The following is an 11,047-nucleotide window of genomic DNA, read 5'->3' on the forward strand; positions in this document are numbered from 1 at the left end:
ACTGCCTATTCGCAGTTCGTGGAAACCGTGCGCGCGGTGATGCCGGAGTGAATGCCTTCCACATGCCGTGAGCCATTCCCGGTGCGGCGGGCCTCTCGGCTTTTCTGTCCGAAAGCGAACGCTCGATGTGTGAGCCGGGACCCGGCGCGCGCCGGCCTCGACGCGCAGCAGGACCGGCTTCGGGCGCAGGGATGCCGGGTGCGGGGACGGGCGCGGACCTGTGGCGGGAGAGATGCGCGAGGGCGGGACGCCTGTGGGGGCCGGGCTGTCGCCGCAGGCCGCTGACGCGCTGAGTGCTCCGGCGTGCGCCCCGGCCGTCCGGGCCCGGAAACGGGGGCGTCCGGCCGCTGGCGACGGGGGATGCACCAGCGACCGGACTTCCAGAACCGTAACAAGAGATCTGCCGTTAGCAAATTCGATCTCGCCTATTCGGACAGCGATTTACCGACGGGTACGGGGAGTTGTGACGGGAGTCACCGTCGCGCCCCGGTTCTCGTCACTGTCAGCTGAGCGTCACTTGGCGGTTGGTGAGCCCACCGCGTGCCCGGCGCTCCTCGCCCGTCAGCGGAGCGTCCGAAGCGAGGGCTTCCGCGAGCCGCTCCGCCAGCTGTGCGGCGGGCTTCTCGCACTCTTCGGCCCCCATCGCGCTCGGCAGGTCCCAGACAGGGACCATCAGCCCGTGGGCGCGGAACGAGCCCACCAGCCGGGTCCCTTCGCCGAGCGAGGAGGTGCCCGCCGCGTGCAGCCGGGCCAGCGCGTCGAGGAGCTGCTCCTCCGGGTGCGGCATGACCCAGCGCAGGTGGTTCTTCTCCGGTGTCTCGCACCAGTAGGCCGCGTCCACGCCGGAGAGCCGGGTGGTGGGGATGGCCGCCGCGTTGGCGCGCTCGAGGGAGGCTGAGACCTCTGCCGTGGCGTTCTCCGCGTCCGGGACCCAGAATTCGAATCCGGAGTGCACGACCGGCTCGAACGCGGCAGAGGGGTCGAGGAGGTCCTGCAGGCGCGGGCCGTCGGCGGGCACCCGGCGGGCGGCGACCGGCGAACCGGGGGCGGCCTCCAGCGCACGCTGCAGAGTGTCCGCGAGATCGCGGCTGAGGTCGCCCGACGAGGTGTCGTTCTGCAGGGCGAGCAGGACGGAGCCGTCGTCGCGGCGCAGCGCGGGCCAGGCCATCGGCAGCACGGTCGCGAGCGACACGGACGGCACGCCCTCGGGAAGTCCGCCCTTCAGCGTCAGCTCGACGGTGGCGGCCGGGACCAGCTCGCGCAGGGCGACCCAGTCGCACTCTCCGGCGATTCCCTCGAAGGGGCGCTGGACCAGCTCGGTCACCGCATGGGCGGCGGCGCGTCCGTGACACGCCTTGTAACGGCGGCCCGAACCGCACGGGCAGGGCTCACGAGCCCCTACGACCGGGATTTCACCGTCCTTGAGCTGCGGCTTCCCGGCCTTGGTCTGAGGGCGCTTCTTGGCCATGGTGGGCGTTCTCCCGATTGCGACAGTGCGGTCTCGGGCGCGAGCCTAGCCGTCCCCGCCATCGCCGGGGCACACCTGCCGTGGCACCCTTGCGGCCCGCTCGGCCGTGCCGCGTGCCGTGCCGCTCTCAGCCCACGTCGTCGAAGGCCTCGAGAACGTCGGTGAGCTCCAGCCCGTCGAGCGAGCCGAAGCCACTCATTCCGTGGAGTCCGCCCAGCCCGTTGAGCCCCGGCCTTTCCCGGCGTGCGGGCCTCGCGGGGCCCGTGCCCCCTGTCGTGAAGCCGCCGTGTCCGTGGGCGGCGGAGACCAGGGCCCAGACGGTTACCTCACCGACGGTGTCGTCCCGTACGCCCCACTCCTGGGCGAGGGCGCTGATGATGTTGAGCCCACGCCCGCCACGCGCGGTGACCGACGGGGTGGAAGGGACCGGCCTGGTCGGCCCGCCGCCGTCGGTGACCTCGACGGTCAGGTCGCCTCTTCTGTCCACACGCCATGCGGCGCGGATGTCACCGTCGCCCATCTCTGAGTGCTGCCCCAGCGGCCTGCCGTGCCGGCAGGCATTGCTGAGAAGTTCGGAAAGGATCAGTACAGCGTCGTCGACCACGGTGTCCGACACCCCGTTGCTGCGCAGCTGTTCGCGCATACGGTGCCGTGCCTGCCCCACGCCCGCAGGGCCATGGGGTACGGCCATGCTCGACGACGTCGGCACTTCCTGTGCCACCACAAACGCCACCCCCGAGACCTCCTTTGCCCCACGCCACGGATTGGATGCCCTCCTGGACTGCGCCGGAAACCGGCCAAAGCCCTGTCAGTGATGCACTCGTAACGATCGATTGCGGAGTGAATGCGCCGGTGCACCCCCTGTAACTGATATTAAGAGCGGCCGAGTTGCGACAGGACCTGTTTCGGGCGGTTCGTGATGATCGCTTCCACTCCGAGGCGCGTACAGAGCTCGACGTCCTCCGGCTCGTTCACGGTCCACACGTGCACCCGGTGGCCCGCACGGTGCAACCGCTCGATGTACCCGGGGTTATTGCGTACGATCCGCATCCCCGGACCGGCGATCCGGGCCCCGGCGGGGAGCCGTCCGTCGCGCAGCCGCGGCGAGACGAACTGCATCAGGAAGACGGTGGGCAGGGTGGGGGCGGCGGCCCGGACGCGGTAGAGGGACCTCGCGGAGAAGCTCATGACGCGTACCGGGGACGGCCCTTCCGCCGGCGGAGAGTCCAGTCCGAACCGCTTGAGGAGGTGGAGCAGCCGCTCCTCGACCTGTCCGGCCCAGCGCGTGGGGTGCTTGGTCTCGATGGCCAGCTGGAGCGGCCGGCCGGCCGCCCGGACGTCGTGGGCCAGTTCGAGAAGCCGTTCCAGGGTGAGTACGGAGGTGAGCTCACCCGGCACGGGGTCCCAGTCCGGCGACTCCTCGTGGTCCTTCCAGGAACCGAAGTCGAGGGTGGCGAGATCGGCCAGTTCAAGGGCGGAGACCGCGCCCCGGCCGTTCGAGGTGCGGTTCACCCTGCGGTCGTGGACACAGACCAGCTGACCGTCCGCGGTGAGACGGACATCGCATTCCAGGGCGTCCGCCCCGTCCTCGATGGCCTTCCGGTACGCGGCCAGGGTGTGCTCCGGGGCGTCGTCGGACGCCCCGCGGTGCGCGATGACCTGGATGGGGGGCCGGTGCGAGGGTAGGCGTGCGTGCGTCACCGGGTCATCGTGTCACCGGGAGGCGCCGGAGGCCGACACCTGGTTTCCTGCGACCGTTTTGCCTGATGTAAGGAATGGTGTGCGGATGCACAGGTCCTGCTTACAGTGGCCTGACGTGTTGTGGGAAAAGCTGACCGCAGACACGTGCACAGCGGATCTCTTGCCGAATGCCGAGTGGAACCGAGGAGTAAAAGAGCTGTGAGCACCGAGAACGAGGGCAACGAGGGCAACGCGGTCCCGGCCGCACCGTCTGTTCCGTCCGTACCTCCCGTGCCGGCTGCCGCTCCCGAGGGCACCCCGCAGGGAGGTCGGCCCGCGCCGGAGGCCCCGCCTGCCGCTCCCGCGGACGCGCCGACGGCCCAGGTTCCGACGGCCACGCACCACGACGGCACGGGCCCGGCGCACCACGACGGCACCGGCCCGGCCGCCGCCACGCATGAGCAGCACCCGTACGCGCCGCCGTCGCCGCAGCCCCCGGGCGGCTCCGCCGGATGGCCTCCGCCCCCTCCCGCCGTTCCCTCGTACGCCGACGGGGGCGACGGTCATCCGGCCTGGGGAGCCCCCGTGCCCTCGGGGCCCGAGCCCTCGCGCAAGCGCCGCGCGGGCGGTCTGGTCGCCGCAGTGGCGGTGGCCGCACTGGTGGCGGGAGGCGTCGGCGGAGCCCTTGGCTACTGGGCGGCCGACAGCAACGACTCCGGCTCCTCCGGGTCGACCACCGTCGCGGCCTCCAACAGTCCGAAGGACTTCAAGCGCGAGCCGGGCACGGTCGCGGGTGTCGCGGCGAGCGCGCTGCCCAGCGTGGTCACCATCGACGCGCAGTCCGGTGACGGCGAGGGCGGCACGGGCACCGGCTTCGTGTACGACAAGGAAGGCCACATCCTCACGAACAACCATGTGGTGGCCTCCGCGGCGGACAGCGGACAGCTGACCGTGACGTTCTCCAACGGCAAGAAGTACGACGCCGAGGTGGTCGGCCGGGCCCAGGGCTACGACGTGGCCGTGCTGAAGCTGAAGAACGCGCCGGACGGACTGGCCCCGCTGGCCCTCGGCGACTCCGACAAGGTCGCGGTGGGTGACTCCACCATCGCGATCGGCGCGCCGTTCGGTCTCTCCAACACGGTCACCACCGGCATCATCAGCGCGAAGGACCGCCCGGTCGCCTCCGGCGACGGTTCCAGCAACAAGAACTCCTACATGAGCGCCCTGCAGACCGACGCCTCGATCAACCCGGGCAACTCGGGCGGGCCGCTCCTGGACGCGGGCGGTGCCGTCATCGGCATCAACTCGGCCATCCAGTCCACCAGCGGCGGCGGCGTCGGCCAGTCCCAGGCGGGCTCCATCGGCCTGGGCTTCGCCATCCCGGTCAACCAGGCGAAGAACGTCGCCGAGCAGCTGATCAGGACGGGCCAGCCCGTCTACCCGGTGATCGGCGCGACGGTGACCATGGAGGAGAAGACGGGCGGCGCCGTGATCTCGGACGAGGGCGCGGGCGGAACCCCGGCCGTGACTCCGGACGGCCCTGCTGCCGATGCGGGGCTGAAGGCGGGCGACGTGATCACCAAGTTCAACGACACGGTGGTCGAGAGCGGCCCGACGCTGATCGGCGAGATCTGGACCCACAAGCCGGGCGACAAGGTCACGCTCACCTACAAGCGCGACGGCAGGACGGCGACGGCCGAACTGACCCTGGGCGAGCGCAAGGGCGACAGCTGACCGGCTAGGCTGTTCCACGCATCGGACCGGCCCCGGTCAACGGGGCCCGGTGAGACGCGGGGTGGGTTGCCCGAGCGGCCTAAGGGAACGGTCTTGAAAACCGTCGTGGCAGCGATGTCACCGTGGGTTCAAATCCCACACCCACCGCAGAGAGACGGCCCCTGACCAGGCGAATCGGTCAGGGGCCGCTTCCGTGTACTGCTCGCGCCCTGCGCGTCCGGTGTCCCCGGTGTCCCGCTCGGTCAGGGCGCCGGAGGGCAGGCACGCCCTAATCGTCGAACCACTCGCCGCGGGTGATGCGTTCGTGCAGCCGCTCGTCCAGGCATCGCCGGTGGGACCAGACGAACTGGCTGCTCCGAAGTCCGGCCCGGGTGACCTCCAGCGTGACGCCGTCACCGGCGAGGCCGACGTCAGTGGTGTCCATGCAGAAGGCGCAGGCGTTCAGCTCCCCGGTGCTCATCGGATGAATGCAGTCCGGGCGGACAGGGAAGTGCTCGCAGGTCGTCAGGGGTTCGGTCGCGGGGTGGTCAGGCGCGCGGCGGAGGCGATCGCGGCGCGGGCCTCCTGTTCGGTCAGGCCGGTGCCGATCGCCGCGTCGGTGAGGGCGTCCGCGAGGTCGTCGCCGAAGCCGTGTTCGTACGCACGGCAGGCCGCCCAGAACAGGCGGGTGTTGCGCTGACCCGTGTGCGCCTCCCGTACGAACTGGACCAGTCCCTGCCCCTGTCGGGCGGGGGACGTCCGGCCGGCGGGCTGGTTCGGGCGCGGCCGGGGCGTCAGCAGGCGCAGGAGGCCGCGGGGGCAGGGGGCCGGCGCCAGGTGGGCCGTACCGGGGGCAAGCCGGTATCGGCCGTGGGCCGTGACCGAGCCGGGGCCGACGAGGTAGCCGCCCGCTCCGCGTACGTCGATGCCGGGAGCGAGGCGGCCGGCGGAGTTGGACACGGAGACGCCGGGCGGGCCGGTCAGCCAGAGGTGCCGGCCTCCGCTGGGCGTGAGCACCGTGACGGTGGCCGGGATGGTGAACAGGTGCTGGAGCGCCAGGTGCTGGAGTGCGGCCACGGAGTCGTTGCCGTGAGCGGTGTCGATGTCGAGGTCGATGCCGATCAGCCGGTGCGGCGGCCTGCCGCAGGCGATGCCGTAGCCGGTGGCCCTGGGCGCTGCGGCGAAGAGCGCACGGACCGCGGCCGGGTCGGTGGTGGCGTCGTGGACCCCGTGACCGGGCAGCCCGCAGGCGCCCCGGCAGCGCACGGGCGATTTCTCGTCCCGGTGAGGTGAGCGCAGGGCGGGGAGCTTGGTGGCGGACAGCGGGAAGACGGGGAGCCCGCGCTCGGCGGCGGAGAGCGCGTGGGCCAGGGCCAGGGTGGCGGTCTGCCGGTCGGTGGTGGCCATGGAGTTATTTTCGTACAGGCGTTCGAAAAAAGGAAGAGGGGATCCGGGCGGGGCGGAACGCGTCATCGTGTCCGGGAGGTTTGCCGGGCGTTCGTCATACGTGCGGGGGATTCGGGCGCCGTGGGCGGTTCACCGGGGACGCGGTGGGAAGTTTTGCTCCCGCGACGTCGTGACCAGCACCGAGGTGGTCGGCCGGCCACCTCGGAACAAGCCGTACCAAGCCCGGTTCTCGGTTCCTGGAGGAAATTGACATGGCAAGCATCCGTACCGCTCGCGCCCTCGCAGGCGTTGCTTCTCTGCCTCTGGCCGCCGCACTGTTCACAGGCGTCGCGTCCGCGGACAACGGTGCGTTCGCGAGCGACGGATCGAACGCGGGGGTGGCGGCCATCGGGTCCGCCGGGGTCGGCGGGGACAACTCCGGCAACTCGTCCACGTCGCAGCAGCAGGCCGTCGGAGCCGGCGCCTCCAACCACAGCAACTCGGCCCAGGTGATCGGATCGCCGTTCGCGTACATCGACCAGTCCACGCGCATCGTCCACGTGACCTTCACGCCGCTCTGGGTGAACTGATCGGGGGCCCGTGCGGCAACGGTGCCGCCGTGGCCGCACAGGCCGCATTCCCCGGTTGCGGGCGGGCGCCACCGGGGTGGGGACCCTGAGGGCGGGTGTGAGCCCCTCCACCTTCAGGAGGTGGAACCCGCCCCACCCCTACAACCTGAGGCGGACGGGGCTTCGGGACCTGGGGCCGATCCGCCCGTCCGCGCCCGCTCCTAGCGTGGAGGAATGACCACGCCAGTCTGCACCGGGGCCTCCAGGGCGGGCGCTGCCCCCGCCGGACACCGCCGTTACCCGTCGTTCTCGTCGTACGTGCGCGCCAGGGGCCCCGTACTGCTGCGCACCGCGCGTTCCCTCACCGCGAATCCGAGCGACGCCGAGGACCTGCTGCAGACCGCCCTCACCAAGACGTACGTCGCCTGGGAGCGGATCGAGGACCACCGGGCGCTGGACGGGTACGTCCGCCGCGCACTGGTGAACACCCGCACCTCGCAGTGGCGCAAGCGCAAGGTCGAGGAGTTCGCCTGCGGGGAGCTCCCCGAGAAGGAGGCTCCGCCCGCGCCGGACCCGGCCGAGCGGCAGTCGCTGCACGACGCGATGTGGCGGGCCGTGCTCAAGCTCCCGGACCGGCAGCGCGCCATGGTCGTCCTGAGGTACTACGAGGACCTCAGTGAGGTTCAGACGGCCGAGGTGCTGGGGGTGACCGTCGGGACGGTCAAGAGCGCCGTGTCGCGCGCGCTCGGAAAGCTCCGCGAGGATCCGGAGCTCAGCCCGGTCCGGTGACCAGGACTTCCCCGCAGCGGTGGCCCGGCCCCCGGATCCCAGGTCCGGGGGCCTCGCGCAGCCCGTCCGCTGTTCGTCCGCGGCCCGTCCCGCAGCCCGTTTCCGTCGGCCGACACCGATTCGTGCTCCCGGAAGTAGTGACATACCGCGTGGTATGTGAGCAGAATCAACGCGCCCTTACTGCCACGTAGCGCCCACCGGGAGGACGCCGTGCTGAGCACCATGCAGGACGTACCGCTGACTGTGACCCGCATCCTGACCCATGGGATGACCATCCACGGGAAGTCGCAGGTGACGACCTGGACCGGCGAGCCGGAGCCGCACCGGCGCAGTTTCGCCGAGATCGGCAGGCGCGCCTCTCAGCTGGCGCACGCCCTGCGCGACGAGCTGGGCGTCGACGGCGACCAGCGGGTCGCAACCCTCATGTGGAACAACTCCGAGCACGTCGAGGCATATCTGGCGATCCCGTCCATGGGCGCCGTTCTGCACACGCTCAACCTGAGGCTCCCCGCCGAGCAGTTGGTCTGGATCGTCAACCACGCCGACGACAAGGTCGTCCTCGTCAACGGTTCGCTGCTCCCGCTTCTCGCACCGCTGCTCCACCGGCTGCCCTCCGTCGAGCACGTGGTGGTGTCAGGCCCCGGCGACCGCTCAGCACTCGACGGCGTCGCGCCCCGGGTGCACGAGTACGAGGAGCTGATCGCCGGCCGTCCCGTCTCCTACGCCTGGCCCGAGCTGGACGAACGCCAGGCAGCCGCCATGTGCTACACCTCCGGGACCACCGGGGACCCCAAGGGCGTCGTCTACTCCCACCGCTCCATCTACCTGCACTCCATGCAGGTCAACATGGCCGAGTCGATGGGCCTGACCGACAAGGACACGACCCTCGTCGTCGTGCCGCAGTTCCACGTGAACGCGTGGGGGCTGCCGCACGCGACGTTCATGACCGGCGTCAACATGCTCATGCCCGACCGCTTCCTCCAGCCTGCGCCGCTCGCCGACATGATCGAGAAGGAGCGCCCGACACACGCCGCAGCCGTCCCCACCATCTGGCAGGGGCTGCTGGCCGAAGTCACCGCCAAGCCCCGCGACCTCTCCTCCATGGCCAGCGTCACCATCGGCGGCGCCGCCTGTCCGCCCTCCCTGATGGAGGCGTACGACAAGCTCGGAGTCCGCCTCTGCCACGCCTGGGGCATGACGGAGACGTCCCCGCTCGGCACCATGTCCAACCCGCCCGCCGGGCTGACCGAAGAGCAGGAGTGGCCGTACCGCATCACCCAGGGCCGCTTCCCTGCCGGTGTCGAGGCGCGGCTGACCGGCCCCGGCGGCGAAAGCCTGCCGTGGGACGGGGAGTCCGCGGGGGAGCTGGAGGTGCGCGGCAACTGGATCGCCGGCGCGTACTACGGCGGCGCGGACGGCGAGGACCTGCGCCCCGAGGACAAGTTCAGCGAGGACGGCTGGCTCAAGACCGGTGACGTCGGGGTGATCAGCGCCGACGGATACCTCACGCTGACCGACCGTGCCAAGGACGTCATCAAGTCCGGCGGCGAGTGGATCTCCAGTGTCGGCCTGGAGAACGCGATCATGGCGCACCCGGATGTGGCCGAGGCCGCGGTCGTCGCCGTCCCCGACGAGAAGTGGGGCGAACGCCCCCTCGCGACCGTCGTACTCAAGGAGGGTGCCACCGCCGACTACGCGGCGCTCAGGACCTTCCTGGCCCAGTCCGTCGCCAAGTGGCAGCTGCCCGAGCGCTGGACGATCGTCCCGGCGGTGCCGAAGACGAGCGTGGGCAAGTTCGACAAGAAGGTGATCCGCAGGCAGTACGCCGACGGAGAGCTGGACGTCACACAGCTCTGAGCCGCGTGTCCGGACCACAGGACGGAGGCCGGGGCGCGGCAGCGACGACGGCCGGGGCGGTACATGACGAGGGCGGTACATGACGAGGGCGGTACGGGAACTCCCGTACCGCCCTCGTCATAGGCGCCCGATGACGTCCGGGCGTCAGTTGGTCCCTATCTTCGCCAGCAGATCCACGATCCGGGACTGCACCTCGTCGCTCGTCGAGCGCTCCGCGAGGAAGAGCACCGTCTCGCCGGAGGCGAGCCTCGGCAGGTCCGCCTCCTCCATGCCGGCCGCGGTGTAGACGACGAGCGGCGTGTGGTTCAGCGAGCCGTTCGCACGGAGCCAGTCGATGATCCCGGCGCGCCGGCGGCGTACCTGCATCAGGTCCATCACCACCAGATTCGGGCGCATCCGGGTGGCGAGGTCGACCGCCTCGCTGTCGCCCGCCGCTCGCGCGACCTGCATGCCGCGCCGCTCCAGCGTCTCCGTGAGCGCCAGGGCGATCTCCTCGTGCTCCTCGATCACCAGGACCCTCGGCGGATGCTGGTCGCTGTCGCGCGGGGCGAGCGCCTTGAGGAGCACGGCCGGGTCGGCACCGTAGGCCGCTTCCCTGGTCGCCTGCCCCAGACCGGCAGTCACCAGCACCGGGACCTCCGCCGCGACGGCCGCCTGACGCAGCGACTGCAGCGCCGTACGGGTGATCGGCCCGGTCAGCGGATCGACGAACAGCGCGGCGGGAAACGCCGCGATCTGGGCGTCGACCTCCTCGCGGGAGTGCACGATCACCGGACGGTAGCCGCGGTCGCTGAGGGCCTGCTGCGTCGAGACGTCCGGGGCCGGCCAGACGAGCAGCCGGCGCGGGTTGTCCAGCGGCTCCGGGGGCAGTTCGTCGTCGACGGGCTGCGGCTGCGGCCGGTTGGCCACCTCGACGGCGCCACCGGGTCCGTCCAGCGGCTCAGGCCCTTCGGCACCCTCGTCGGGGGCGCCTATCGCGTACGAACGGCCCTCGGACGCGGGCGGGGACATCAGCCGGCCGGAACCGGTGCCGTGCACGGTGTTTCCCTGCGCTGCGGGCTGCGGAGGAGCCGGGGCCGGGGTGGGCTGCGGAGGTGCGGGAGCCGTGGCGGGCTTGGCCTGCTCGGGCTCGGGCGGGGCGGCGAGCTTACGGCGCCGGCCGGCACCGCCGAGCGTCTGGTTCTGCTGATGCGCGAGGTGCTGGGCGAAGGGCACGCCCTGACCCAGCGTGCGCACGCTGAACGCGCGGCCCTGGGTCGAATCCGAGGACGCCGGCATGGGTGCCTCGGCGGGCAGCGGCTGGCGCCGCGCGTCCGCGGCGGGCACCGGCTCGTCGCTGTCGGCCGGATGCGGCTCCCGCGCGGACGGGGAGTCCGGCGCGGGGCCGGCCGGAGCGGCGATCGTGCCCGTGGTGTGCGTGGTGGCGGCGGGGCCCGCCCAGTGCCCGTCGCCGGCCGGGTCCACGTCGCCCCCATGGGCCGGTACGGCCTGCTCCTGCACCGGGGTGCCGCTCTGCGCCCAGTCGGGCTGCGGAGGAACGGCGGGCAGCGGCTGCCCCGGAACGGGATGGCCCGGCCGGGCCATC

At 71.6% G+C, this 11,047-nt stretch carries 10 protein-coding genes and 1 tRNA gene; 5 read left to right on the forward strand and 6 right to left on the reverse strand.

Going from position 1 to position 11,047, the window contains the following annotated elements:
• Positions 1 to 502 precede the first annotated feature (502 nt).
• The 3 genes from BFF76_RS15810 to BFF76_RS15820 form a co-directional block, all read right to left on the reverse strand.
• A complete protein-coding gene (locus tag BFF76_RS15810; protein ID WP_031090253.1) occupies positions 503 to 1,468 on the reverse strand; it encodes a DUF5926 family protein in 966 nt (321 codons plus the stop codon).
• 127 nt (positions 1,469 to 1,595) lie between these two features.
• Entirely contained in the window at positions 1,596 to 2,201 is a 606-nt protein-coding gene (locus tag BFF76_RS15815; RefSeq protein WP_078850480.1) for an ATP-binding protein, read from the reverse strand.
• A 140-nt stretch (positions 2,202 to 2,341) separates the two neighbouring features.
• Positions 2,342 to 3,169: a glycerophosphodiester phosphodiesterase gene (locus BFF76_RS15820; protein WP_031090249.1), complete on the reverse strand. Its 828-nt coding sequence runs from the start codon at positions 3,167 to 3,169 to the stop codon at positions 2,342 to 2,344.
• Positions 3,170 to 3,367: 198 nt separating this feature from the next.
• On the opposite strand from BFF76_RS15820, the gene BFF76_RS15825 reads away from it, so the two are divergent.
• Together BFF76_RS15825 and BFF76_RS15830 are read left to right on the forward strand one after the other, a co-directional pair.
• Positions 3,368 to 4,882, forward strand: coding sequence for a S1C family serine protease (locus BFF76_RS15825; RefSeq protein WP_065848450.1), 1,515 nt, complete (start codon positions 3,368 to 3,370; stop codon positions 4,880 to 4,882).
• Between the two features lie 60 nt (positions 4,883 to 4,942).
• Positions 4,943 to 5,029, forward strand: a tRNA-Ser gene (locus BFF76_RS15830).
• 121 nt (positions 5,030 to 5,150) lie between these two features.
• Here the strand turns inward: BFF76_RS15830 and BFF76_RS15835 are convergent.
• Both BFF76_RS15835 and BFF76_RS15840 read right to left on the reverse strand, forming a co-directional pair.
• A complete protein-coding gene (locus tag BFF76_RS15835) occupies positions 5,151 to 5,342 on the reverse strand; it encodes a hypothetical protein (RefSeq protein ID WP_053929576.1) in 192 nt (63 codons plus the stop codon).
• A gap of 44 nt (positions 5,343 to 5,386) precedes the next feature.
• Entirely contained in the window at positions 5,387 to 6,268 is an 882-nt protein-coding gene (locus BFF76_RS15840) for a bifunctional DNA primase/polymerase (RefSeq protein WP_053929577.1), read from the reverse strand.
• Between the two features lie 251 nt (positions 6,269 to 6,519).
• On the opposite strand from BFF76_RS15840, the gene BFF76_RS15845 reads away from it, so the two are divergent.
• The 3 genes from BFF76_RS15845 (at position 6,520) to BFF76_RS15855 (ending at position 9,462) form a co-directional block, all read left to right on the forward strand.
• Positions 6,520 to 6,837, forward strand: a complete 318-nt coding sequence (locus BFF76_RS15845; RefSeq protein ID WP_031097213.1) for a hypothetical protein — start codon at positions 6,520 to 6,522, stop codon at positions 6,835 to 6,837.
• Positions 6,838 to 7,050: 213 nt separating this feature from the next.
• Positions 7,051 to 7,605, forward strand: coding sequence for a SigE family RNA polymerase sigma factor (locus tag BFF76_RS15850; RefSeq protein ID WP_031097214.1), 555 nt, complete (start codon positions 7,051 to 7,053; stop codon positions 7,603 to 7,605).
• Between the two features lie 210 nt (positions 7,606 to 7,815).
• On the forward strand, positions 7,816 to 9,462 hold the full coding sequence (locus BFF76_RS15855) for a long-chain fatty acid--CoA ligase (RefSeq protein WP_065848451.1): 1,647 nt from the start codon (positions 7,816 to 7,818) through the stop codon (positions 9,460 to 9,462).
• 144 nt (positions 9,463 to 9,606) lie between these two features.
• Here the strand turns inward: BFF76_RS15855 and BFF76_RS15860 are convergent.
• The coding region (locus BFF76_RS15860; RefSeq protein ID WP_141695608.1) for a response regulator at positions 9,607 to 11,047 on the reverse strand (1,441 nt) is incomplete at its 5' end.

This window comes from Streptomyces mutomycini (assembly GCF_001700505.1).
Classification (GTDB): domain Bacteria; phylum Actinomycetota; class Actinomycetes; order Streptomycetales; family Streptomycetaceae; genus Streptomyces; species Streptomyces mutomycini.

What these genes read in the sequence shown, in the direction of transcription:
- BFF76_RS15810 (WP_031090253.1), bottom strand. Translation starts at nt 1,468, where the DNA reads ATGGCCAAGAAGCGCCCTCAGACCAAGGCCGGGAAGCCGCAGCTCAAG.
- BFF76_RS15835 (WP_053929576.1), bottom strand. Translation starts at nt 5,342, where the DNA reads ATGAGCACCGGGGAGCTGAACGCCTGCGCCTTCTGCATGGACACCACT.
- BFF76_RS15840 (WP_053929577.1), bottom strand. Translation starts at nt 6,268, where the DNA reads ATGGCCACCACCGACCGGCAGACCGCCACCCTGGCCCTGGCCCACGCG.
- BFF76_RS15845 (WP_031097213.1), top strand. Translation starts at nt 6,520, where the DNA reads ATGGCAAGCATCCGTACCGCTCGCGCCCTCGCAGGCGTTGCTTCTCTG.
- BFF76_RS15850 (WP_031097214.1), top strand. Translation starts at nt 7,051, where the DNA reads ATGACCACGCCAGTCTGCACCGGGGCCTCCAGGGCGGGCGCTGCCCCC.